This window comes from Streptomyces sp. NPDC048590 (assembly GCF_043199535.1).
GTDB lineage: Bacteria > Actinomycetota > Actinomycetes > Streptomycetales > Streptomycetaceae > Streptomyces.
The window spans coordinates 142,460-165,557 of sequence record NZ_JBICWC010000001.1 but is presented as its reverse complement, the minus strand read 5'-3'; the positions used below and the strand labels follow the sequence as shown (position 1 = coordinate 165,557).

General features: G+C 69.6%; 24 protein-coding genes, 1 tRNA gene and 1 riboswitch. Of the genes, 10 read left to right on the top strand and 15 right to left on the bottom strand.

The window, feature by feature from the left end:
* Positions 1-58: 58 nt before the first annotated feature.
* The gene (locus ACGFNN_RS00715) at positions 59-988 is read right to left on the bottom strand and encodes an RCC1 domain-containing protein (protein WP_393551567.1); all 930 of its coding nucleotides are present in this window, start codon (positions 986-988) and stop codon (positions 59-61) included.
* A 308-nt stretch (positions 989-1,296) separates the two neighbouring features.
* Here ACGFNN_RS00715 and ACGFNN_RS00710 point away from each other — a divergent pair, with 308 nt between their 5' ends.
* A complete protein-coding gene (locus ACGFNN_RS00710) occupies positions 1,297-2,199 on the top strand; it encodes an excalibur calcium-binding domain-containing protein (RefSeq protein ID WP_393551565.1) in 903 nt (300 codons plus the stop codon).
* 85 nt (positions 2,200-2,284) lie between these two features.
* Here ACGFNN_RS00710 and ACGFNN_RS00705 read toward each other — a convergent pair whose 3' ends face one another.
* The 3 genes from ACGFNN_RS00705 to ACGFNN_RS00695 are packed head-to-tail and all read right to left on the bottom strand — an operon-like array spanning position 2,285 to position 4,910.
* A complete protein-coding gene (locus ACGFNN_RS00705; protein ID WP_393551563.1) occupies positions 2,285-2,809 on the bottom strand; it encodes a hypothetical protein in 525 nt (174 codons plus the stop codon).
* Between the two features lie 47 nt (positions 2,810-2,856).
* Positions 2,857-3,444 (bottom strand): TetR family transcriptional regulator, encoded by a 588-nt coding sequence (locus ACGFNN_RS00700; protein WP_393551562.1) that lies wholly within the window; start codon positions 3,442-3,444, stop codon positions 2,857-2,859.
* Positions 3,441-4,910 (bottom strand): MFS transporter, encoded by a 1,470-nt coding sequence (locus ACGFNN_RS00695; RefSeq protein WP_393551560.1) that lies wholly within the window; start codon positions 4,908-4,910, stop codon positions 3,441-3,443. Before ACGFNN_RS00695 ends, ACGFNN_RS00700 begins: the two co-directional genes overlap by 4 nt.
* Positions 4,911-5,060: 150 nt before the next feature.
* Between ACGFNN_RS00695 and argG the strand changes: the two genes are divergently transcribed.
* Together argG and ACGFNN_RS00685 are read left to right on the top strand one after the other, a co-directional pair.
* Positions 5,061-6,509, top strand: a complete 1,449-nt coding sequence (argG, locus tag ACGFNN_RS00690) for an argininosuccinate synthase (protein WP_393551558.1) — start codon at positions 5,061-5,063, stop codon at positions 6,507-6,509.
* Positions 6,510-6,631: 122 nt separating this feature from the next.
* Complete coding sequence (locus ACGFNN_RS00685; RefSeq protein ID WP_393551556.1) at positions 6,632-6,934, top strand: hypothetical protein; 303 nt, start codon at positions 6,632-6,634, stop codon at positions 6,932-6,934.
* Positions 6,935-7,060: 126 nt separating this feature from the next.
* Here ACGFNN_RS00685 and ACGFNN_RS00680 read toward each other — a convergent pair whose 3' ends face one another.
* Positions 7,061-8,395, bottom strand: a complete 1,335-nt coding sequence (locus tag ACGFNN_RS00680) for a DUF445 domain-containing protein (protein WP_393551554.1) — start codon at positions 8,393-8,395, stop codon at positions 7,061-7,063.
* 153 nt (positions 8,396-8,548) lie between these two features.
* Here ACGFNN_RS00680 and ACGFNN_RS00675 point away from each other — a divergent pair, with 153 nt between their 5' ends.
* Positions 8,549-9,811, top strand: a complete 1,263-nt coding sequence (locus ACGFNN_RS00675; RefSeq protein ID WP_393551552.1) for an SGNH/GDSL hydrolase family protein — start codon at positions 8,549-8,551, stop codon at positions 9,809-9,811.
* 62 nt (positions 9,812-9,873) lie between these two features.
* Here ACGFNN_RS00675 and ACGFNN_RS00670 read toward each other — a convergent pair whose 3' ends face one another.
* From ACGFNN_RS00670 to ACGFNN_RS00655, 4 genes are read right to left on the bottom strand one after another with little or no spacing between them, the layout of a single operon-like run.
* Positions 9,874-10,557 carry a DUF1707 domain-containing protein gene (locus ACGFNN_RS00670; protein WP_393552866.1) on the bottom strand — a complete coding sequence of 228 codons (684 nt, stop codon included), beginning with the start codon at positions 10,555-10,557 and terminating at the stop codon, positions 9,874-9,876.
* A gap of 54 nt (positions 10,558-10,611) precedes the next feature.
* On the bottom strand, positions 10,612-11,580 hold the full coding sequence (locus ACGFNN_RS00665) for an ATP-binding cassette domain-containing protein (RefSeq protein ID WP_393552863.1): 969 nt from the start codon (positions 11,578-11,580) through the stop codon (positions 10,612-10,614).
* Between the two features lie 18 nt (positions 11,581-11,598).
* Complete coding sequence (locus ACGFNN_RS00660; protein ID WP_393551550.1) at positions 11,599-12,471, bottom strand: ABC transporter permease; 873 nt, start codon at positions 12,469-12,471, stop codon at positions 11,599-11,601.
* Positions 12,464-13,264 carry an ABC transporter permease gene (locus ACGFNN_RS00655; protein ID WP_393552860.1) on the bottom strand — a complete coding sequence of 267 codons (801 nt, stop codon included), beginning with the start codon at positions 13,262-13,264 and terminating at the stop codon, positions 12,464-12,466. Before ACGFNN_RS00655 ends, ACGFNN_RS00660 begins: the two co-directional genes overlap by 8 nt.
* A gap of 149 nt (positions 13,265-13,413) precedes the next feature.
* Here ACGFNN_RS00655 and ACGFNN_RS00650 point away from each other — a divergent pair, with 149 nt between their 5' ends.
* Complete coding sequence (locus ACGFNN_RS00650) at positions 13,414-15,939, top strand: transglycosylase domain-containing protein (RefSeq protein ID WP_393551548.1); 2,526 nt, start codon at positions 13,414-13,416, stop codon at positions 15,937-15,939.
* Between the two features lie 4 nt (positions 15,940-15,943).
* Here ACGFNN_RS00650 and ACGFNN_RS00645 read toward each other — a convergent pair whose 3' ends face one another.
* The 3 genes from ACGFNN_RS00645 to ACGFNN_RS00635 all read right to left on the bottom strand — a co-directional run bounded on the left by ACGFNN_RS00645 (position 15,944) and on the right by ACGFNN_RS00635 (position 17,189).
* Positions 15,944-16,264, bottom strand: coding sequence for a multidrug efflux SMR transporter (locus ACGFNN_RS00645; protein ID WP_362546637.1), 321 nt, complete (start codon positions 16,262-16,264; stop codon positions 15,944-15,946).
* 36 nt (positions 16,265-16,300) lie between these two features.
* Positions 16,301-16,366, bottom strand: a riboswitch (guanidine-III (ykkC-III) riboswitch).
* 53 nt (positions 16,367-16,419) lie between these two features.
* A complete protein-coding gene (locus tag ACGFNN_RS00640; RefSeq protein WP_362547004.1) occupies positions 16,420-16,755 on the bottom strand; it encodes a co-chaperone GroES in 336 nt (111 codons plus the stop codon).
* 77 nt (positions 16,756-16,832) lie between these two features.
* The gene (locus ACGFNN_RS00635) at positions 16,833-17,189 is read right to left on the bottom strand and encodes a DUF3618 domain-containing protein (protein WP_393551546.1); all 357 of its coding nucleotides are present in this window, start codon (positions 17,187-17,189) and stop codon (positions 16,833-16,835) included.
* Positions 17,190-17,318: 129 nt separating this feature from the next.
* Between ACGFNN_RS00635 and bcp the strand changes: the two genes are divergently transcribed.
* From bcp to ACGFNN_RS00610, 5 genes are all read left to right on the top strand, one after another.
* Positions 17,319-17,786, top strand: a complete 468-nt coding sequence (gene bcp, locus ACGFNN_RS00630) for a thioredoxin-dependent thiol peroxidase (protein ID WP_393551544.1) — start codon at positions 17,319-17,321, stop codon at positions 17,784-17,786.
* Positions 17,787-17,915: 129 nt separating this feature from the next.
* Positions 17,916-19,412 carry a glycine betaine/L-proline transporter ProP gene (proP, locus tag ACGFNN_RS00625; protein ID WP_393551542.1) on the top strand — a complete coding sequence of 499 codons (1,497 nt, stop codon included), beginning with the start codon at positions 17,916-17,918 and terminating at the stop codon, positions 19,410-19,412.
* 145 nt (positions 19,413-19,557) lie between these two features.
* On the top strand, positions 19,558-20,202 hold the full coding sequence (locus ACGFNN_RS00620) for an HNH endonuclease signature motif containing protein (RefSeq protein ID WP_393551540.1): 645 nt from the start codon (positions 19,558-19,560) through the stop codon (positions 20,200-20,202).
* Positions 20,199-20,747: an HNH endonuclease gene (locus ACGFNN_RS00615; RefSeq protein WP_393551538.1), complete on the top strand. Its 549-nt coding sequence runs from the start codon at positions 20,199-20,201 to the stop codon at positions 20,745-20,747. Before ACGFNN_RS00620 ends, ACGFNN_RS00615 begins: the two co-directional genes overlap by 4 nt.
* Positions 20,748-20,756: 9 nt before the next feature.
* A tRNA-Leu gene (locus ACGFNN_RS00610) sits at positions 20,757-20,841 on the top strand.
* 53 nt (positions 20,842-20,894) lie between these two features.
* Here the strand turns inward: ACGFNN_RS00610 and rdgB are convergent.
* The 3 genes from rdgB to rph form a co-directional block, all read right to left on the bottom strand.
* Positions 20,895-21,497 carry an RdgB/HAM1 family non-canonical purine NTP pyrophosphatase gene (gene rdgB, locus ACGFNN_RS00605; protein WP_393551536.1) on the bottom strand — a complete coding sequence of 201 codons (603 nt, stop codon included), beginning with the start codon at positions 21,495-21,497 and terminating at the stop codon, positions 20,895-20,897.
* A 43-nt stretch (positions 21,498-21,540) separates the two neighbouring features.
* Positions 21,541-21,936: a hypothetical protein gene (locus ACGFNN_RS00600; protein ID WP_393551534.1), complete on the bottom strand. Its 396-nt coding sequence runs from the start codon at positions 21,934-21,936 to the stop codon at positions 21,541-21,543.
* A gap of 101 nt (positions 21,937-22,037) precedes the next feature.
* A complete protein-coding gene (gene rph, locus ACGFNN_RS00595) occupies positions 22,038-22,775 on the bottom strand; it encodes a ribonuclease PH (RefSeq protein ID WP_362546660.1) in 738 nt (245 codons plus the stop codon).
* Between the last annotated feature and the right edge of the window lie 323 nt (positions 22,776-23,098).

Here is a 23,098-nt window from a genome sequence, read left to right as displayed (position 1 = left end):
CTGCCCATGAGCCGGTGAGGTCGGATCTCGGGACCTCAGCCTCATGGGCAGCACCCACTCAGCGCTTCACGGCATAGCCCGAGTTCGGGCCCGCTCCGATGGCGATGACGCCAGACTCCACCCCGACAGGGGGCGTTCCGCCGTTCTGCCCGTAGCCCCAGGAAATGACTTTGCCGTCCTTCAGCGCCACGCTGAACCACTGACCGGCAGCAATCGCGTCGACCCCGGACAGGGCCTCTTCCGGAACGGCGATCTGGTTGTAGCGGCTGTCACCCCAGGCGATGACCTTGCCGTCCTTGAGCGCCATGCTGAAGTACAGGCCGCCGTCGACCGCGTCGACCCCGGACAGCGCCTCGGTGGGCACATCGATCTGCCCGAAGTAGTTGTCACCCCACGCGATGACCTTGCCGTCCTTCACGGCGAACGAGGTCTTGTCTCCCGCTGCGATCGCCGTGACCCCGGAACGGACTTCGGCCGGCAGGGCCGTCGCACCGTTGTGGGTGGATCCCCAGGCGATGACCTCGCCGTCCTTCAACGCCAGGCTGTGCGACCCTCCGGCCGCTATCGCGTCGACCCCGGACAGGGCCTCGGCCGGAACCTCGGTCTGGCCGTACTCGTCGCTGCCCCAGGCGATCACCCCGCCGTCCTTGAGCGCCAGGTTGTGCCGTGCTCCGGCGGATATCTCAGCCACACCCGACTGGGTGGCGGCAGGCATCGTCAACTGGCCCTGGAAGTTCTGCCCCCAGCCAAGGACCTTGCCGTCCCGCAACGCGAGGCCGTGGAAGGAGCCACCGTCGATTGCGTCCACCCCCGACTTGAGCTCGCCCGGAATGGTGCCCTCGCCGTAATCGTTGTTCCCGCCCCAGGAGACGACCTTGGCCTCGGCGGCCGGCGCCGCGACGGCCGGGCCGCCGGACAGTACGGAGAGCAGGCCGCTCACCATCAACGCCGCGCCGAGGCGCCGCAGTCGGACGATTCCGTTCGACATGAGTGAACCCTCGCAAGGTGCTCGTGAACCGGTGTGTGTCCTCATCCAATCGACAAAGGGGCTTCCTCCAGAGGGAGTTAATCGGCCAACACCCCTCGCGAGAGCGACGGAGAGCCGGCCTCACGCACAGGCCACGACGGCGGAAGCCCCACACCTCACACACCTGGACTTCACACTTTCGTCACAACTTCGCTTCCGTGCGGCCGAATCGGGCCTGACGACGACGCACCGGTGCCAGCATCACCTGTCGGCCGCACATCAGGCACGGCAGTACGCACACGCACGAAGGCACATCTTGGGGGGGGCACATGAAGACGTTCGTGACGCGGAACCGGATCAGGCTGTCGGTGGGGGCCGCGGCTCTCGCGCTGGCTCTGACCGGCTGCTCCGGCGGGGACGACGCGGGCTCGGACGCCAAGGCGGTGGCGGCCGAGGGCTCACCCTCGGCCACGGGCACCAAGGCGCTCGCACTCACCGACGACACGGCGGAGGCCGACGCCGGACAGAAGATCGAGATCGAAGCCCTGTCCAACGACCTGGTGACCAGGGAGGACGACACCGAGGCGCCACTCCTGGACACCTACCGCCCGGCCGAGCTCACCCTGTCCGCCGAGAGCCCGGCGCCGCACGGCACGGTCACGGTCGAGGGCACCACCCTCGTCTACACCCCGACGGACGGCTACTCCGGCGAGGACGAGTTCACGTACACCGTCGCGGTGAAACCGGCGAAGGGCGAGGGCCCGGCCCAGGACAGCGCACTGGTGCGGATCACGGTCTCCGCCCCCAGCCCCTCCCCCACGCCGACACCGACGCCCACACCGACTCCGACGCCGAAGGCCCCGAAGCCGAAGACCACGGCCCAGGCTCCGGCCGCGCCGGCCGTCCACTACGCGAACTGCGACGCCGTACGGGCCGCCGGCAAGGCCCCCGTACGCCGGGGCGACCCCGGGTACGCGTCGCACCTGGACCGCGACGGCGACGGAGTCGGCTGCGAGCCCTACGGATCGTCGAGCGGAGGCTCGTCCGGCGGAGGGTCCTCATCCGGGGGCTCGACCGGGGGCTCGTCCGGTGGGAGCTCCGGCGGCGGGAGCAGCACCTACTACGCCAACTGCTCCGCCGTGCGCGCCGCGGGAGCCGCGCCCATCCACCGGGGCGACCCGGGCTACGGTTCGCACCTGGACCGGGACGGCGACGGAGTCGCCTGCGAGTAGTGACTCGCGAAGCCCGGCAGCCGTGTCCCGGTCACCCGGGGGACGGCTGCCGCGTTAGGCGGGCGTCCGGTGAGCGGGCCCGAGTTCAGCGGTAGTCCTCCGGGTGGTCCTGCATCCAGGTGTTGATCTTGTCGCGGGTGCCCAGCAGCAGCGTGCGGTGCTTCTCCAGGTTGTCGACCCCGAGATCGCCCTTCAGGGCGGTACGCAGGGTTCCGATCCAGGCGATGGGCTCGGGGAAGTGCCCGGGGCCCTTCCCGTCCGCCTTCATCGCCTTGTCGAGCCCGTCCAGCTCGTCCGCCACGCGCCCGAGGAAGTAGGCGCAGTTGCCGTCGCCGGGCTTGCAGCCGTCCTGGTAGGTCGCCTGGAGCCCGGCGAACGCGTCCCGAACCCGGACCGGGCCCGTGGCCGCCTGGATCGGGGGCTCCTCCGTCGGTGTGGGCGTCGCCTCGGCCGAGGCCGCCGCCTTGGCCGCGGCCTCGGCCTTCTCGGGTGCGACGTACGGCACGTCGCCGCCCGGCCCGTCGGTGGTGGTCGCCGCGGAGCAGCCCGCCAGCACCACCCCCAGGACCATGGCGGGTATCGCGGCACGCAGGCCGTTACGGATCAGCATGGAGGCCCCCCTCGTCAGTTGGACCAGACCATACCGCTCGGGACCGTTCAGCTCCCGACCAGGCGCTGGAGCGCGGGGGCGTACAGGTCCGCGAGGTGTTCCGCGGTCGCGCGGGAACTCGCACCCTCGCGGTGGAGGCTGAGCGTGGCCCCCAGGCCCAGGAGGTGACCCGCGATCAGTTCCGCGCGCAGGGCGCGGTCCCGGCCCGGCAGCCGGCCCGTCAGGCGCGCGGTGACCTGCTCGCGGAAGCGCTCACGGAGCAGGGAGCGCTCGTCCTGGTTGCCGAGGGAGAAGACGACCCGCAGCAGCGGGTCACCGCGCTGCGCCCTGCGCACCCGCACGACGGTGAGCACCATGTGGCGGCCGAGCTCGTCCAGCGGGGCGTCGAAGAGCTCGTCCGCGGCGGGGCCGAAGTCGGCGACGGCGTTGAAGAGTTCCTCCTTGCGGCCGAAGTGCTTCACCACGAGAGCGGCGCTCACCCCGGCGTCCGCGGCGATGGCCCGGATGGTCACGTCCGCGTACGGCCGCTGGGTGAAGGCCCTGCGGGCGGCGAGCAGGATCGCGTCCCTGCCGGTGGGGGCCGCCGGCCCGGCGTCCGCCGCCTCGGCGGCGGCGCGGTCGGTACGGGCCGTCATGCACCCTCCTCGATCGGCATCGCCCGCGTACGGGCGCTGCTCCTGCGCTCACCCCCGACCGTACCCGCACGCTCACCGGCCCCGGGCAGGCAGAGCGTCACGGCGAGGGCGAGGAGCGCCGCGCCTCCGGCGATCAGGAAGACGAGCTGGTAGGCGCCGAGGGTGGGGGCCTCACGGCCGGCGGCGAGGAAGGTCATGTTGGCGAGTACGGCCGCCACCGTGGCGCTGCAGAAGGCCTGGCCGATGGACCGCATGAGGGTGTTGAGGCCGTTGGCGGCGCCCGTCTCGGCGACGGGGACGCTCCTCATGACCTGTGCGGGGAGCGCGGAGTACGCGATCGCGGTGCCGGCCGAGACGACCGTGGCGCCCGCGACGATCAGCCAGAGGCTGTGGCTGGTGAAGTAGCGCACCACGTAACCGGCCGCGATGACCACGGAGGCCAGGGCGAGGCTGGTCCTCGGGCCGTACTTGCCGGAGATCCGGGCGGAGACCGGAGAGAGCAGCACCATCGTGACGCCCCCGGGGAGCAGGCAGAGGCCGCTGACGACGATCGAGGCACCGAGCCCGTATCCGGTGGCCTTCGGTTCCTGCACCATCTGGCCGGTGACCAGGGAGTTGGCGTAGAAGGCGAAGCCGATCAGCAGGGCTGCGACGTTGGTGAACAGCACGGCGGGGCGCGCCGAGACCCGCAGGTCGACCATGGGGGTGGGCACCCGCAGTTCGTAGGCGCCCCAGACCAGGGCGATCACGATGGCCCCCGCAAGCAGGCCGAGCGTGAGGGGTGAGGTCCAGCCCCAGCTGCCGCCCTGGGTGACGGCGAGCAGCAGACAGACCAGCGCACCGGTCAGGCCGAGCGTGCCCAGCGTGTCGAAGCGGCCCCGGGAGCGCAGCGGGGACTCCGGTACGAGGCGGAGCACCAGGAGGAAGTCGAGGAGGCCGATGGCACCGGACACCCAGAACATGGTGTGCCACTCGTAGTTCTCGATGACGACGGCCGCGATCGGCAGGCCCACGGCGGCGCCGATCCCCATCGTGGAGCTCATCAGGGCCACGGCGGACAGCACCCGCTCGGGCGGGAGCTCGTCACGCAGAATGCTGATGCCGAGGGGGATGACGGCGATGGCGGCACCCTGCAGGGCGCGGCCGGCGATCAGGACGCCGATGTGGGAGCTGACGGCGCAGAGCACCGATCCCACGACGAGGACGCCGAGAGAGGCGAGGAGAACCCGTCTCTTGCCGTACATGTCGCCGACCCGGCCGAGCACGGGGGTGAACACCGCGCCGGTGAGGAGGGTGACGGTGACCAGCCAGCTGGCGGCCTCGGGGGTCGCGCCGGTGAGGTCCGGTATGTGTGGGAGCAGCGGGACGACGATCGTCTGCATGATCGCGACCACGACGCCGCAGAAGGCCAGCACCCCGACGGCGAGGCGGGGGTGAGGGGCGGCGTCCGTGGTGGCCTCGGTCATCGGGACTCCGTAACGGGAGGGAGGGTGTACACACGTTCACCCTCAGGGTAAACGCATGTACACCCCACCGATACCGGCCGGGCGCACACCCCCACCCGGTCACCCGCATGGGCATTTGCATATCCATACCATCGAGTGCATACTCTTCCTATGTCTAAGGTTCTCACCTCCCTGCCCACCGGCGAGCGCGTCGGCATCGCCTTCTCGGGCGGCCTCGACACCTCGGTCGCGGTCGCGTGGATGCGCGACAAGGGTGCCGTCCCGTGCACCTACACCGCCGACATCGGCCAGTACGACGAGCCCGACATCGCGTCGGTGCCCGGTCGGGCGAAGGCCTACGGCGCCGAGGTCGCGCGCCTGGTCGACTGCCGTGCGGCGCTGGTCGAGGAGGGCCTGGCCGCGCTCGCCTGCGGCGCGTTCCACATCCGCTCGGGCGGCCGCGCGTACTTCAACACCACGCCGCTCGGCCGCGCCGTCACCGGCACCCTGCTGGTCCGGGCGATGCTCGAGGACAACGTACAGATCTGGGGCGACGGATCGACGTTCAAGGGCAACGACATCGAGCGGTTCTACCGCTACGGCCTCCTGGCCAACCCCCACCTGCGGATCTACAAGCCGTGGCTCGACGCCGACTTCGTCACCGAGCTCGGCGGCCGCAAGGAGATGTCGGAGTGGCTGGTGGCCCACGGGCTGCCCTACCGCGACAGCACCGAGAAGGCGTACTCCACCGACGCCAACATCTGGGGCGCCACCCACGAGGCGAAGACCCTGGAGCACCTCGACACCGGTGTGGAGACCGTCGACCCGATCATGGGCGTCCGGTTCTGGGACCCCTCGGTCGAGATCGAGACCGAGGACGTCACCATCGGCTTCGACCAGGGCCGCCCGGTCACGATCAACGGCAAGACGTTCGCGTCCGCCGTGGACCTGGTGATGGAGGCCAACGCCATCGGCGGCCGCCACGGCCTCGGCATGTCGGACCAGATCGAGAACCGCATCATCGAGGCGAAGAGCCGCGGCATCTACGAGGCCCCCGGCCTCGCCCTGCTGCACATCGTCTACGAGCGCCTCGTCAACGCGATCCACAACGAGGACACCCTCGCCCACTACCACAACGAGGGCCGGCGCCTCGGACGGCTGATGTACGAGGGCCGCTGGCTGGACCCGCAGGCCCTGATGGTCCGCGAGTCGCTGCAGCGCTGGGTCGGCTCGGCCGTCACCGGCGAGGTCACCCTGCGGCTGCGCCGCGGCGAGGACTACTCGATCCTCGACACCACCGGCCCCGCCTTCAGCTACCACCCGGACAAGCTCTCCATGGAGCGCACCGAGGACTCGGCGTTCGGTCCCGTGGACCGCATCGGCCAGCTCACCATGCGCAACCTCGACATCGCCGACTCCCGTGCCCGGCTCGAGCAGTTCGCCGGTCTCGGCCTCGTCGGCACGACGCAGCCCTCCCTGATCGGCGCCGCCCAGGCCGCCGCGACCGGCCTGATCGGAGCCATGCCGGAAGGCGGCGCCCAGGCCATCGCCTCGCGCGGCGCGGTCTCCGCCGACGACGAGCTGCTGGACCGCGCCGCGATGGAGCTCGGCACGGACTGACACACAGGCCCCGAGGATAGGCCGCCCGCCCCGCCTCGGGGCGGGCGGCCTATCCTCGGATCCACGAGGTCCCCGGCCCGACGAGGCCGGGGCGGGAAACGTGAGAAGCGAGGATGACGGCCATGGCGAAGGTTCCGGCAGCGGCGGTGGCGGCGAGCGGTCTCGTCGGCGGATACGCGATCGCCCGCTGGACGCGGAAGCGCCCCCTCGGCGGGGCCGCCCTCGCCGCCGCCGGAGCCGTCGCCGCCCACGGATGGAACCGGCAGGCAGGCGCCCCCGCGGCCACCGGGCTGACGGTCGCCTACGTCGCCGCGTTCGCCGGTTCCCACCCGCTCGCCAAGAAGGTCGGCGCCTGGCCCGCCGTGTTCACCGTCGCGGGCGCGATGGCCGCCACCTCCTGGGCCGTCACCCGGCGCTCCGCCTGAGGGCCGTCGGCAAGAAATCCGCTCCCGGGGGATTGAACACACGCGCCCGCGGGTGCGTACTGAGAGACAACTCCCCGCGGTCCCGGGGGCGCGCCCGTACGACAGGACGGGGCACGCGCTCCCGGGTCAGCCCCCCAGCGCGTGCGACACCGAATAGATCGCCAGACCGGCCAGCGCACCCACCACGGTGCCGTTGATCCGGATGAACTGCAGGTCGCGGCCGATGTGCGCCTCGATCTTCCGCGACGTCTGCCGCGCGTCCCACCCGGCCACGGTGTCGCTGATCAGCGACGTGATCTCCGCGCGGTACCTCGTGACGACGTACGCCGCCGCGTCCTCCAGCCAGCCGTCCACCTTGCCCTGCAGCCGCTCGTCCGTGGACAGCCTGGCACCCAGCGACATCAGCGACGCCCTGGCCCGCAGCCGGAGCTCGCTCCGCTCGTCCTCCGCCGCCGAGAGGATCATCGACCTGACGGAGGACCAGGCCGACGCGATGACGTCCTGGACCTCACCGCGCCCCAGGATCTCCGACTTCAGCCGCTCCACCCGCGCCCGGGTGTCCGAGTCCGTCTGGAGATCGGCCGCGAAATCCGTCAGGAACGTGTCGATCGAGCCACGCGCCGGATGGCCCGGCATGTCCCGCATCTCCGTGACGAAGCGCAGCAGTTCCTTGTAGACGCGCTCCCCCACCCGCTTGTCGACGAACCGCGGCGTCCACCCCGGCGCCCCGCCCTGCACCGCGTCCATCACGGAGTCGCCGTGCAGCACCAGCCAGTCGTGCGCCCGCACACAGACGAGGTCGACCACCCTGCGGTGCCCCCCGTCCGCGACGATCCGCTCCAGCATCTTGCCCATGCCCGGACCGATCTCCGCGGCGTCCGCCCGACGGGTGATCGCCTCACCGACCACCGCCTGCACATCGGAGTCCCTGAGCACCGTCAGGGCGCCGCGCAGCGCGGTCGCCAGCTCAGCGGTGACCCGGTCCGCGTGTTCCGGCTCCGCCAGCCACGCACCGACCCGTTTTCCGACGCCCAGAGCGTGAATTCGGTCACGAACGACGTCTCCGGAGAGAAAATTCTCGCCCACGAAGGAACCGAGGGATGCCCCCAACTGGTCCTTCTTGGTAGGAATGATGGCAGTGTGGGGAATGGGCAGACCGAGCGGACGCCGGAAGAGCGCCGTGACGGCGAACCAGTCCGCCAACGCACCCACCATCCCAGCCTCGGCAGCCGCTGCGACGTAGCCCGGCCAGCCGCCCACACCCGAGTTCTCCGCCCAGGTGGCGAGGACGTACACGAGCGCGACGAGCAGGAGCAGACCCGTGGCGGTGGTCTTCATACGGCGCACACCGCGCTGCTTCTCCTCGTCGGCGGCGGTGTACGAGAAGCCGCCCAGAGACCGCCCCGGCCGCCCCCGGGCCTCGGCCCCGGACCCCGTCCCCTGTCCCGCGTCCTGTTCCATCCGCTCCACCCGTCCGCGTACGCCTGAGACCGTGCCGTACGCATTGTCCCTACTTCACCTACTCCCGGGCCGCACTCCGAGTTCCCCGGGACCTGTCGCATCATGAGAGTGACCCGAACTCCGGGCCGGACACCACAAGGAGAAACACCGCACATGCCAAGGCGCCAGGGGTACGCCCTGCCCATCGCCCTCGCCGCGGGCACCGCCGTGCTCGCCGCCGTCGCCGCGTACGGCACGTCACTGGTCGTCAACGACCGGTCGCAGCCGTTCGGCGGGAGCGAGACACACGCCGCCGCCCGCAACCCCGCCGCACCGGCCGCCGCGGCCGGAACGTGGGTCGCCACCTGGACCGGAGCCCCCGTCAGCGCGGAGCCGAACGCCGGACGCGGCTACCCCGGCAGCACCGTCCGCAACATCGTGCACACCAGCGTCGGCGGCGACGCCGCCCGCATCACCCTCTCCAACCTGTTCGGCTCCGCCCCGCTCGTCATCGACCAGGTCGGCGTCAACACCCGCCGGGTGACCTTCGGCGGCTCCCCCACCGTCACCATCGCCGCGGGCCGACAGGTCGTCAGCGACCCTGTCGTCGTCCCCGTGGCACCCGACTCCGACCTCGAGGTCACCCTCCGCACGCCCTACGCCACCGGAGCCGTCACCCAGCACCCCAACACCCACCAGACGTCCTACCTCGCCGACACCCGAGGCACCTGGAGCACCACCCGGTGGCGCTACCTGACAGCCGTCGACGTCCGCAACAAGACGTCACCCGGCGCGATCGTCGTCATCGGAGACTCCCTCACCGCGGGGACCGGCTCCACCACCGACGCCGACGCCCGCTGGACCGACGTACTCGCCGACCGCCTCCGGCACACCTACGGCATAGCCAACCAAGGCATCGCCGGCAACCGCCTGCTGATCGACAGTCCGCGCACCCTGCAGGGCGTCGCCAACCTCGGCGGCCTCAGCGCGACCCGGCGCTTCGAACGCGACGTCCTGTCCGTCAGCGGGGCCAAAACCGTGATCATCGCGCTCGGCATCAACGACGTGCAGCAGTACCCCCGGGAGACCGACCCCCGGCACATCACCGCCGGACTCCGCGCCCTCACCGAGCGCGCCCACGCCCGCGGACTGCGCGTGGTCGGAGCGACCCTGACGCCGTTCCAGGGCTACCCCTCCTGGTCACCCGAGAGCAACGCCGTGCGCCAGGCGGTCAACGCGGAGATCCGCTCCGGCCGCATCTTCGACGCCTACGTGGACTTCGACCGGGCAGTCCGCGACCCCTACGCACCCAACAGGATCCTGCCCGAGTACGACTCCGGGGACCACCTGCACTTCAACGACGCCGGCTACCAGGCCCTGGGACACGCCATCGACCTCTCCACCGTGGACGGCACCCCGAAGTCCGACTCCTTCTGACCCGGACAGCCGGGCGCGGACCGATCCGCGCCCGGGCGACCCCGACACATACGGCACAGGACTCAGCCGAGCTCCTTGCGCCCGTCCCCCGAGCCCGGCCCCCGCAGCCGCTGCCGCTCCTCCTGCAGCCGCCGCTTCTGCGCCTTGGTCCGCTTGCGCTCCACACCGACCCCGCCCATCAGCGCGAAGCCGACGACCCGCACCCGCGGCGAGTCCGGAGCGGGCTCCGGCTCCTCGTCGAGCTTGGAATGCTCACCGAAACCGCCCATGATGCCGATCCCACCGACCTCGACGTTGAGGTCCGGTGGCACGGTCACCTGCATCCCGCCCATGATCGTGAAACAGCGGATCACCACCTCCCGCTCCGCGAAGTGGGCCTCACGCAGATCGATCTCACCACCACCCCACATCGCGAAAGCGGTGAACCTCGGCCCCACCGTCCAGCGCCCCTTGCGGCTGAACCCGCCCCAGAAGGCGAACGCACCCGACGAGGTCTGCGTCCCCCCGATCCGCGAGGACCACTCGGCCGACGACCCACTGCGCCCGGCCATCGCACCCGCAGCCGGACGGGCGAGCGCGCCCGGCACCGGAAGATCCCTGACGAGCGGTTCCAACTCCCCGTGCGTACGCGCCTTGTAGGTCGCGTCCAACCTCTGCTCGAACTCGTCCATCTCCAGACGGCCCTCGGCCACAGCCTCCCGCAGGGTCTCCGCGACCCGCTCACGTTCCGCGTCGGAGGCACGCATGTCCGGGCTCTCACTTGTCATACCGGCACCCTATAGAGCCCCCGGGGGACGGGCCTAGAGAGCAGGATCCGACACGTACATCTTCGCGATCACGGACTCGATGTCCGGCTCACGCACCGACAGATCGACCAGCGGATAATCCGACGCGATACGCGCCACCAGCGGCGCGGCCGACATCGCCGCCGGGAACGCCAGCCACTGCCGGGGCCCCTCCACCTTCACCACCCGCACCGGAAGTTCGGACCCCAGCTCGATCGGCGGCAGCTCCCGCTCCAGATCGACGACCAGAGTCCGCTCGCTCTCCCCCACCTCGTGCAACGCGGCCGGCGCACCGTCGTACACCAGACGCCCGTGGTCGATCACCATCACCCGCTTGCACAACTGCTCGATGTCCTGCAGATCGTGCGTGGTCAGCAGCACCGTCGTGGAACGCTCCGCGTTCAAGTCCCGCAGGAAACCACGCACCTTGGACTTCGAGACGACATCCAGCCCGATCGTCGGCTCGTCCAGGTACAGCACCTCCGGATCGTGCAGCAGCGCCGCCGCGATATCGCCCCGCATCCGCTGCCCCAGCGACAGCTGACGCACCGGGACCTCCAACAGCGGTGCGAGATCCAGCAGTTCCACGCAGCGGTCCAGGTTCTCCCGGAAGCGGGAGTCGGGAATCCGGTACATCCGGTGCATCAGCCGGTAGGAATCCCTCAGCGGAAGATCCCACCACAACGTCGTCCGCTGCCCGAACACCACACCGATCCGGTGCGCCAGCCGCGTACGCTCTCTGCTGGGATCGATCCCCGCGACCCGCAGCCGGCCCGCGCTCGGCGTCAGGATGCCCGTCAGCATCTTGATCGTCGTCGACTTCCCCGCCCCGTTCGGACCGATGTAACCGACCATCTCCCCCCGCGCCACCCGGAAGCTGATGCCGTCGACCGCCCGCACCTCACGCCGCTCCCGGCGCATGAAACCCGTCCGGCGGCGCACCTCGAAGACCTTCTCCACGCCGTCGAGCTCGATGAAGTCCATCCCGTCCACGCCCACTCCTCAGCTTCCCGTGCTGCGGTACGACCGCAGCCCCACCCGCCACGCCATACCCGCGAGCACCCAGCACCCCACCGCCACCACCGGCGGCAGGAACGCCACCCACTCCGGCAGGTCCAGCGGATAGTCCCGCCCCAGCACGTACAGCGCCGGCAGCCAGCTCGCGAAGGCCAGCGGCACCACGAACGTCACCCCCCGCACCAGCTCCTTCGCGAACACCGACGGCGGATACGTCAGCAACGACGTCCCCCCGTAGGTGAACGCGTTCTGCACCTCCGACGCGTCCTGCGCCCAGAACTGGAACGCCGCACCCGCCACGAACACCGCCCCGAAGATCGCCCCACCGCTCAGCACCATCAGCGGCAGCATCAGCACCTTCAGCGGGCTCCACGCGATGTCCAGCGTCAGCAGCGCGTACCCCAGCACCAGCAGCCCCTGCGTGATCCGCCCCAGCCTCCGCAACGCGAACCGGTCCGCCGCCACCTGCGCCAGCACCGGCACCGGCCGCACCAGCAGCGTGTCCAGCGTGCCGTCCCGCACCCGCCGGCCCAGCCGGTCCATCGACCCCAGCACCAGGTCCGACAGCCCGAAAGCCGTCCCCGACGCCCCGTACAGCAACGCCACCTCCGGCAGGGTGAACCCGCCGAGCGCGTCGACGTGCGAGAACATCAGCATGATCGCCACGAAGTCGAACGCGGTCGCCACGAAGTTGCCCAGCGCCGTCATCACGAACGACGCCCGGTACGCCATCGTCGAACGCACCCACATCGCCACGATCAGGCCGTACGCCCGCACCCCCTCCACCAGCCGCGAACGCTCACCGGGCGCGGCCACCCGCTCCACGACGGCCACCCGACCGGCCCCGGCCTCAGCCACCCTGGACCACCACCCTCCTGGTCGCCACCGACTGGAGCAGCCGCCCCGCCAGGAGCAGAGCCACCGCCCAGCCCGCCTGGAACGCGTACGCGCCCAGCAGATCCCCGCCCCGGTACGTCCCGAGGAACACGTCGGCGGGCACCTGCAGCAGCGACGACCACGGCAGCACGCCCGCCACCTCGCCCAGCAGCCCCGGGAACAGGTTCAGCGGCAGCAGCATCCCCGAGAAGAACAGCCCGGCAAGCCAGGCCATCTGCATCGCCCCCGCCCCGTCCAGCAGCCAGAACGCCGACAGGGCCACCAGGAACCGCACCGCGAAACTCACCACCACCCCCAGCGCCACCGACACCAGGAAGGCCAGCCACGTCCACGCGGAGGACGGCAGAGCGAGGTCGAAGGCCAGGGCCCCCAGCACCATCGGCACGATCCCCCGCCCCAGCAGATGGAACGCCGCCCGCCCCAGATCCCCCGCCAGCCACCACAGCTGCAGATCGGCCGGCCGGTACAGGTCGACGGCGATGTCACCCGTACGGATGCGCTCCATCAACTCGTCCTCGAAACCGCCGCCCAGCATCGCGTTGGTCATCAGCAGGGCCTGCCCGAGCCAGACATAGGTCACCGCCTGCGACACGTCATAGCCGCCGAGGTGCGGGCGCTCGTCCCACAGGGCGATGTAGGTGTACGCCATGATGAAACCGAAGACGGTGTTGGTGAACACACCCGCGAGAGTCGCCACCCGATAGGTGGCGTACCGCCGGAACCCACCCGCCGCCACCACGGCATAGAGCCGCACCGCGTCCCCCTCGTCCTCGCCAAAGGGCACGACGTTAGTGCACGGCGAGACGCCGCCGCGACCCCATTTCTCCGTGAGGGATCCCGGGGTTCTCCGCCCGAAAAGTGCACTATAGGAAAATCATCCGCAGTCGAGGAGCCTCCACAGTCATGAGCCAAGAGCCACCGCAGCACAGCGGAGACCCTGGTCAGCAGGGCCCCGAGGGATGGGCACCCCGAGACCCCTCGGCAACGGCCCCCGCCACGGACGCCGAACACCCGGACGGCGCACAGGAACCGAAAGAGCGCACAAAGCGCTCCAAACGGCCCAAGCGCACCGGCTGGCGCCGCGCCATCCCCACCTGGCGCATGACCCTCGCCGCAGTCGTCCTCCTCGCACTGCTCCTCGTCGGCGGATTCATCGCCGGCTACCAGCTCATCGACATCCCCGCCGCCAACGCCGCCGCCACCGCCCAGTCCAACGTCTACCTCTACAAGGACGGCACCGTCATCGCCCGCGACGGCGAGATCAACCGCGAGAACATCCCCCTCCGCCGCATCCCCCGCCCCATCCAGCACGCCGTACTCGCAGCCGAGGACCGGGACTTCTACTCCGAGGACGCCATCGACATCAAGGCCACCATCCGGGCCGGCTGGAACACCGCCACCGGAAAGGGCAGGCAGGGCGGCTCCACCATCACCCAGCAGTACGTCAAGAACTACTACCTCGGCCAGGAACAGACCCTCGTCCGCAAGGCCAAGGAACTCTTCATCTCCATCAAGCTCGACCGCGAACAGAGCAAGGACGAGATCCTCGAGGGCTACCTCAACACCAGCTACTTCGGACGCAACGCCTACGGCATCCAGGCCGCCTCCCACGCCTACTACGGCAAGGACGTCGAAGACCTCGACACCGGAGAAGGCGCCTACCTCGCCTCCCTCCTCAACGCCCCCAGCTCCTACGACGTCGTCGCCCACCCCCAGAACAAGAAAGCCGTACTCGCCCGCTGGAACTACGTACTCGACGGCATGGTCGAACACCACTGGCTCACCGAGACCCAGCGCAAGACCATGACCTTCCCCGTCCCCGACAAGGCCAAGCCCGCCACCGCCCTCTCCGGACAACGCGGCTACATCGTCAACGCCGTCGAGGACTACCTCGCCGCCAACGACATCGTCGACGAGAAGACCCTCGCCACCGGCGGCTACCGCATCACCACCACACTCCAGAAGAAGAACCAGGACGCCCTCGTCGAAGCCGTCGAGGAGAACGTCCTCTCCAAGACCAGCGACGACCGCGACACCGACCGCATCGTCCGCGCCGGCGGCACCTCCATCGACCCCTCCAACGGCCACGTCGTCGCCCTCTACGGCGGAATCGACTACACCCAGCAGTTCGTCAACAACGCCACCCGCCGCGACTACCAGGTCGGCTCCACCTTCAAACCGTTCGTCCTCGCCTCCGCCCTCGCCAACGGGTCCACCACCCAGAAGGACAAACCCATCACCCCCAACACCCACTACAACGGCGACAACGAACGCACCGTCGTGGCCGCCACCGGCCCCACCGACTACTCCCCCGCCAACGAGGACGACGTCGACTACGGCTCCATCACCGTCCGCGAAGCCACCGACAAATCCGTCAACGCCGTCTACGCCCAGATGGCCCAGGACGTCGGCCCCGAAGAGGTCAAGAACACCGCCATCTCCCTCGGCATCCCCGCCAACACCCCCGACCTCACCGCCTCACCCTCCATCGCCCTCGGCCCCGCCACCGCCAGCACCGTCGACATGGCATCGGCCTACGCCACCCTCGCCGACCACGGCAGACACCGCCCCTGGACCCTCGTCTCCAAGGTCAGCAAGAACGCCGAGGACATCGACATCCCCGCCAGAACCACCCGCCGCGCCATCAGCCGCGAAGCCGCCGACACCACCACCTCCGTCCTGCGCAGCGTCGTCGACGGCGGCACCGGCACCGCCGCCTCTGCCGCCGGCCGCCCCGCCGCGGGAAAGACCGGCACCGCCGAGGAGGACAAGGCCGCCTGGTTCGCCGGCTACACCCCCGACCTCGCCACCGTCATCACCGTCATGGGCCAGGACCCCAAGACCGGCGTCCAGAAACCCCTCTACGGCGCACTCGGCCTCGGCCGCATGAACGGCGGCGGCCCCCCCGCCCAGACCTGGGCCTCCTACACCCGGGCCGCCCTCGAAGGCACCCCGGTGAAGGCCTTCGACCTCCACGCCGACGAAGGCCCCGAGGAACCCGACCCCGACGAGAGCGGCGGAACCGACGAGGGCGACGACACCGAAGAAGCCGAGAACACCGACGGCCGCCGCGACCGCGAGGAACGACGCGAACGACGGGACGGCTCGGAGACCCGCGACAGCCAGGAACGCGGCACCGGCGAATCCGACGAGGACCAGGACGGCACCCGCACACCGGACACCACCGGCGACACCCCGCCGGTCCCCGGAGCCCCCCACCCCTCCCGGACCGCCAAACCGGCCAAACCCGCCGACACCCCACGAGGCGCACCCCGCGTCCAGCAGCCCGCCGTCCTCCGCCCCGCGCACGACACCCGCCGGGCAGAACCCCGCCCCGGCGAAGAACGCCCCGCCGACGCGGACCCCGGCCACCAGGACCACCACGACGACGAAGGCGGCCAGGACCACCAAGGTCCCGGCCGCCCCTGACCGGTCAGTGCCCGGACGTCGCCTTCAGCCCCACCACGGCCACCAGCAGCAGACACACGAAGAAAATACGGGCGGCGGTCACCGGCTCGTTCAGCACCACCATGCCCAGCACCGCCGCCCCAGCAGCACCGATCCCGACCCACACGCCGTACGCCGTACCGATCGGCAACGTCTTCGCCGCCTGCGACAGCAGCACCATGCTGGCCACGATCCCGAGGCCCGTACCCACACTCGGCCACAGCCGGGTGAACCCCTCGGTGTACTTCATCCCGATCGACCAGCCCACTTCCAGCAGACCGGCGACTATCAACAGAACCCACGCCACGACGGCACCTCCACGACGGATCACGCGAACAACACGGGTGCGTCGTCTTTACGGAAACCCGGTACGGCGCGTCTCGTCGGGATGCCTCCACCGTAGCAACAAAAAACGAAAAGGCCTGGTGACAACGGTCACCAGGCCACCCCACCCACAGCTGCCTACAGATACAGCCCCGTCGAATCCACCGAACCCTCGAAACGGTCCGCCGCCACCGCGTGCAGATCCCGCTCACGCATCAGCACGTACGCCACACCCCGCACCTCGACCTCCGCACGGTCCTCCGGGTCGTACAGCACCCGGTCACCCGCCTCCACGGTCCGCACGTTCTGCCCGACCGCGACCACCTCGGCCCACGCCAGACGCCGGCCCACAGCCGCAGTCGCCGGAATCAGGATGCCGCCGCCCGACCGGCGCTCGCCCTCGGGCGAATCCGACCGGACCAGCACACGGTCGTGCAGCATCCGGATCGGCAGCTTGTCGTCGGTCTTGCTCATGCCGTTGTCGCTCACGCCCCGAAACCTACCTGCCCCGGAGCCACCCACACGCCCCAGGGCCCGCCAGGAACCCGCAGTCAGCGACTCTTACGCCGACCACACCGCGACGAACGCGAGGACCCCGACGACCGCGACGTCGCCGTCAGCAGCACCACCCCGCCCACCAGGAGCAGCGCGGCCGGAATCACCCGCCCCATACGCGGCGAACCGTCCTCCGTCACGAACTGCGCCTTCACATCCGAAACCGAACGGTTCACCGCGACATACGCCCGCCCGGCGGTCCGGTCCACCGTGGAGGCGACCTTCGCCTTCGCGTCACCCATGATCGTCTTCGGGTGCACCCGCACCCCGATCTCGTCCAGCATCACAGCCAGCTGCTCACGCCGGCTGATGATGTCCGCCTCGATCTGCGCAGGGGTCCTGGTATCCGACACTGCGCCGCCTCCGTGGTCGTCGTCGGGTAAACCTTCATCGACAGTCTGTCAGCTCGGCCGCCCCCGCACCCGGCGGCACCCCCTATTACGCTCGGTGCCACACAGCCCACGTGCCACTCGAGGAGAAAAATGAGCGAGCGACTCCAGACCGGCGACACCGCACCCGCCTTCACCCTTCCGGACGCCGACGGCAACGAGATCTCGCTCGCGGACCACAAGGGCCGCAAGGTCATCGTCTACTTCTACCCCGCCGCGCTTACCCCCGGATGCACCAAGCAGGCCTGCGACTTCACGGACAACCTCGACCTCCTCACCGGCGCCGGGTACGACGTCATCGGCGTCTCCCCCGACAAGCCCGAGAAGCTCGCGAAGTTCCGCGAGAAGGAGAACCTCAAGGTCACACTGGTGGGCGACCCCTCCAAGGAGATCCTGGAGGCCTACGGCGCGTACGGCGAGAAGAAGCTCTACGGCAAAGTGGTGACAGGCGTCATCCGCTCCACGATCGTGGTCGACGAAGAGGGCAAGGTGGAGAAGGCCCTCTACAACGTCAAGGCGACCGGACACGTCGCCAAGATCATCAAGGACCTCGGCATCTGACCCCTTCCGGCCGATCTTGGCCGAAATGGATGTGACCGAGGTCGCAATCGACCGCTGATTCGGTTTGCAACCGCCATGACTGCGCAGAAGCCTTTCCTGGAACACACTGTTCGACGAAAGGAACCGGCCATGGCGGCCTCCGACCCCCAGCAGGCGGCCGACCCTGAAGCGGTCAAACGCCACCCCGCGCTCTTCCGGGCCATCCGGAAGCGCCAGAACCCCCGGCTCCGTCGGACCGACATCACGGTCACCGACGACCAGGCGGTCAAGCGCGCGGTGAAAGCGGCGTCACTCGGTAACGCCATGGAGTGGTTCGACTTCGGCATCTACTCCTACCTGGCCGTCACCATCGGGCACGTCTTCTTCCCCTCCGGGAACGACACCACCCAGCTCCTCTCGTCGTTCGCGACCTTCGCCGTGGCCTTCCTCGTCCGGCCCCTCGGCGGCATGTTCTTCGGCCCCATGGGCGACAAGATCGGCCGCAAGAAGGTCCTCGCCCTCACCATGATCCTCATGGCGATCGGCACCTTCGCGATCGGACTCATCCCCTCCCACGGCACCATCGGCGTCTGGGCCGCCGTCCTGCTGATCTTCTTCCGCATGCTCCAGGGCTTCTCCACCGGCGGCGAGTACGGCGGCGCGTCCACCTTCATCGCCGAGTACGCCCCCGACAAGCGCCGCGGCTTCTTCGGCAGCTTCCTCGAATTCGGCACCCTCGCCGGCTACGTCGGCGCCGCGGGCCTCGTCACCGCCCTCTACGCCATCCTCGACGACGGCCAGATGGAGTCCTGGGGCTGGCGCATCCCCTTCCTCGTCGCCGGTCCCCTCGGGCTCGTAGGCCTCTACCTGCGACTCCGCCTCGACGAGACCCCCGCCTTCCAGAAGCTGGAAGGCGGCACCGCGCACGCCACCGAGGCCGCCGACCACGTCGAGTCCACCGCCAAGGGCGACCTCGCCAAGATCTTCCGCCAGTACTGGCCGACCCTGATCCTCTGCATCGCCCTCGTCGGCGCTTACAACATCGCCGACTACATGCTGCTGTCCTACATGCCGACGTACCTCTCGGACGAACTCGGCTACAGCGAGACCCACGGACTGCTCATCCTGCTCGGCGTCATGGTCTTCCTGATGCTGATCATCAGCCAGTTCGGCAAGCTCTCCGACCGCTTCGGCCGCAAGCCGCTGCTGATGACCGGGATGATCGGCTTCCTGGTCCTGTCGCTGCCGGCCTTCCTCCTGATCCGCCAGGGCAGCATCGCGGCGATCATCATCGGCATGCTGATGCTGGGCCTCTCCCTGGTCTGCATGCTGGGCACCATGTCCGCCGCCCTCCCGGCCCTCTTCCCGACCAACGTCCGCTACGGCTCCCTGTCGGTCGGCTACAACCTCTCCGCCTCGATCTTCGGCGGCACGACCCCGCTGGTCATCACCGCACTGATCAGCTGGAGCGGCTCCAACCTCATGCCCGCCTACTACGCGATGGCCGCCGCCCTGGTCGGCGTGATCGCGGTGGCCTGCATGAAGGAGACCGCCAACAAGCCGCTGACCGGTTCCCCGCCCTCGGTGGAGACGGAGGAGGAGGCGGCGGAACTGGTCCACGCCCAGAGCCCGGACCCGAAGTTCTGACCCCGTCCCCACGCAGAGGGCCCGTACCGCTTCCTGAAGCGGTACGGGCCCTTCCGCATCTCATCGGATTTCGGACGTGACCATCCGATTACCGGTTCGTTGCTCCGTACGAGGCCGCGAACGCGCGGCCGGATGGGGAGAGGACATGCCGGTGAGCCCGTACACGCGAGAACGCCTCGCAGAGGCGGCTTCGTCATCGCAGACGCTTTCGGAGGCCCTGACCAAGCTCGGGGTGGAACCGAAAAGTCCGACGCGGTCATACCTCCTCGCACGCATGAAGAAGATGGACATCGACACCCGGCACTTCACACGCGAAGGTGCTCGATGGACCGAAGAAATCCTGAAGCCAGCGGTGGCCGCGTCGACGAGTGTGTACGAGGTACTCCACCACCTGGGGCTGGAAGCCGTGGGCGGCCACCACACCAACATCAGCCGACGCATCAAGGCGTACGGGATCGACACCTCTCACTTCGCCCCGCGATCCAGAGCGGGAGTGCCGCAGCGGCGCCGGACACCGCAGGAGTGGCTGGTCGAGGACACCTCCCCACACGCCCGTCGAGTTCCAGGCATCCGCCTCAAGGCCGCCATGACAGCACTCGGTGTCACGGAACGCTGCGCCCTGTGCAAAATTGAACCGATCTGGCGTGGACGACCGCTCCCCCTCGAAGTGGATCACATCAACGGGAACTGGCGCGACAACCGCCTGGAGAATCTGCGCTTCCTGTGTCCCAACTGCCATTCAGCCACTGATACATATCGAGGTCGCGCCAAAGGCAGGCATGCACGATGAGTCGGCGAAACCCGGACACGGATACCGTCAGATCGCGTGCGGACCAGGAGGAGTTCCGCCGAGCCGTGGCGAACTCCCACTCCTTGGCAGAGTTGCTGCGCAGACTCGGACGCCGGGACAACAAACAGCAGCGGAACCTGGTGCGTCAGTGGGTCGCGGAACTAGGCATCTCGACCTCGCACTTCCTCGGTCAGGCACACCAGCGCGGCAAACCTGCGACGACACGCACAAGGCACGCCTCTGATCTGCTGGTCAGGCACGACGGAAGACGGCGTACCAAGACCGCACTGCTACGTCGGGCCCTCTTCGAGATCGGTGTACCCACAAGGTGCGATATCTGCGAGAGCGGCCCGATCTGGCACGGAAAGCCGATTACTTTGGAGATCGATCACATCAACGGCGACTGGAGCGACGACCGCGCCGAGAACCTTCGGCTCCTGTGCCCGAACTGCCATGCCGTCACCACTACATGGTGCAGAGGAGGCTCACTCGGGGCAGCACACGAAGGAGACTCGCCGAACCCGGTTCCTCGCCCGGTAGGATGACACCGGCGAGCGGCGGTGGTGCAACTGGCGACACAGCAGACTTAGGATCTGTGGCCCGTGAAACGGCTTGAGGGTTCGAATCCCTTCCGCCGCACCGACACGGCCTGCGAATCGAAGCTCGATTCGCAGGCCGTTTTCATGCTTGCGTCACCTCACCAGCTCCCGCACCACCGGCACCAGGGCCCGGAAGGCCTTGCCGCGGTGGCTGATGGCGTTCTTCTCCGCCGGGGTGAGCTCCGCGCAGGTCCGGGTCTCGTCGTCGGGCTGGAGGATCGGGTCGTAGCCGAAGCCGTGTGTGCCGGCCGGGACCGTGCGCAGGGTGCCCGTGAGGCGGCCTTCGACGACGCGTTCGGTGCCGTCGGGGAGGGCGAGGGCGGCGGCGCAGGCGAAGTAGGCGCCGCGGTGCGGGTCGGAGATGTCGGAGAGCTGGGCGAGGAGCAGGTCGAGGTTGGCCTGGTCGTCGCCGTGGGTGCCGGCCCAGCGGGCGGAGAAGATGCCGGGGGCGCCGTTCAGCACGTCGACGCAGAGGCCGGAGTCGTCGGCGACTGCGGGGTGGCCGGTGGCCTGGGCGAGGGCGTGTGCCTTGAGGAGTGCGTTCTCGGCGAAGGTGACGCCGGTTTCCTTGACGTCGGGGATGTCGGGGTACGCGTCCGCGCCGACGAGGTCGTGGGTGAGGCCCGCGTCGGCGAGGATCGCGTGGAGTTCGGTGATTTTCCCGGCGTTACGGGTGGCGAGGATCAAGCGCGTCATGCCCCGATTATCCGCCCGGCCGGGAGGGGGTGCCGTCCCCGGGTCAGGGGGTGCAGACCTTGCCGATCTCGGTGGCGGCGTCGGTGACGGGGGTGATGTCGGGGGTGGCGTCGCCGCTCTCGATGGAGTCGCGGACGTTGGTGACGCCGGCTTGGAGGTCGTCGACGGCTTTGCTGAGGTCGGCGTTGTCGGTGGTGTCGCCGAGGTCCTTGAGTTCCTTGTCGATCTGGTCGAGGGACTCGGATGCCTGTGTGGGGTCGTCGGAGGCGTTGGAGACGGCCTGTTGGAGGTTGTCGACGCTGGTGGCGATGGCGTCGGCGGTGCGGACGCAGTCCAGGGCCTTGTCGACGGCGCCGCAGCCGACTGCGGCGGTCAGCGTCAGCAGCGTGGCGGTGACGGCGAGTGCGGTGCGGCGTCGGTGGTGTCGGCGCGTGGCCATGGTGCGGTCCCTCCCCGGGGCGGATACGTGGACGGACGCACGGTTCGACCCGTGCGCCCGTATCCGTCATGACGCCGTGTGCTGCGTATTTGGTTGCTTCTTTACTCGCCGAGTGTGCGGGCGAGGGCCTCTTCCTGGAGTTTGGCGAGGTCGGTGCAGCCGGCGGTGGCGAGGTCGAGGAGTGCGTTGAGCTCGGTGCGGTCGAAGGGTTCGGCTTCGGCGGTGCCCTGTACTTCGACGAAGCGGCCGTCGCCGGTGCAGACGACGTTCATGTCGGTCTCGGCGCGGACGTCTTCCTCGTAGCAGAGGTCGAGGAGGGGGGTGCCGTCGACGATGCCGACGCTGATGGCGGCGACGGTGCCGGTGAGGGGCTTGCGGCCGTGCTTGATGATCTTCTTGCCCTGGGCCCAGGTGATGGCGTCGGCGAGGGCGACGTAGGCGCCGGTGATGGCGGCGGTGCGGGTGCCGCCGTCGGCCTGGAGGACGTCGCAGTCGAGGACGATGGTGTTCTCGCCGAGGGCCTTGTAGTCGATGACTGCGCGGAGTGAGCGGCCGATGAGGCGGCTGATCTCGTGGGTGCGGCCGCCGATCTTGCCGCGGACGGATTCGCGGTCGCCGCGGGTGTTGGTGGAGCGGGGCAGCATGGAGTATTCGGCGGTGACCCAGCCTTCGCCGCTGCCCTTGCGCCAGCGGGGGACGCCTTCGGTGACGGAGGCGGTGCAGAAGACCTTGGTGTCTCCGAAGGAGATGAGTACGGAGCCTTCGGCGTGCTTGCTCCATCCGCGTTCGATGGTGACGGGGCGGAGCTGTTCGGGGGTGCGGCCGTCGATGCGAGACATGGTGTCGAGCCTAGTGCCACGGCAGGCAACGTTTGCCCGTCAAGGAGCGGCGTTCGGTGCGTGCTATCGGCGTGCCGGCCGGAAGCCCTCGTACTGGACGTACTTGGGCTTTCGGCCGGTGCGGCGAGTGGGGGACCCCCCTGCTCGAAGAGCTTGGGGGAGTGCCGGGCGTCGCGACGGGGCGAACGTTGCCTGCCGTGGCACCAGCGGCTGATGCGGCCGGGTCCGTTCGGGTGCACGGCAGGCCCCGCTCCTGTCCGGTCGGGGGCGGAGCGGGGCCTGCGCGTGGGACTGGGGTGTGGGCCTCAGGGGTGGGCCGGCTG